1 protein-coding gene is annotated in these 411 nt (G+C 43.3%); it reads right to left on the reverse strand.

Features of this window, described 5'->3' with window-relative positions; all coding sequences use genetic code 11:
* On the reverse strand, nucleotides 1-375 hold a 375-nt coding region (locus Tanf_RS16580), incomplete at its 3' end, for a DUF489 family protein (protein ID WP_262509265.1).
* Nucleotides 376-411: the final 36 nt, after the last annotated feature.

The following is a 411-nucleotide window of genomic DNA, read 5'->3' on the forward strand; positions in this document are numbered from 1 at the left end:
TCGATAGAGTGATTGAGCTGATTGCAGGTATTTCTTGCGGCTCCAGAGTAGTCCCCATCGCGTCCCGCCAACTTGACGCCATAAAAGCGTTGCTCGAATGCCTGCCAGCAATAATGCCCTGATTTTATTCGCAGTTTTTGGATTTTGCAAATGTCCGTGTTGGCCGTTGACGATAATTCTTGGGCTGATTTGACTGATGTTTTCGGAATAGGCTCTTGCAAGTGTCGCGATAACATTGTCATGAAAATCGCTAAAATGCTCTCTCTGTGAGCGAGCCGATTCAATAACGCGAGACACTTTCTGCAAAGCGCCTTCCGTTTTAGAGACATTCTTGTCCAAGATCATCAAACTTAAAACATATTTGGTAATTTCAATATTACGTGATGAAACAGCTGTCTCTTATACACATCT

This window comes from Tannerella forsythia (assembly GCF_001006485.1).
GTDB lineage: Bacteria > Bacteroidota > Bacteroidia > Bacteroidales > Tannerellaceae > Tannerella > Tannerella forsythia.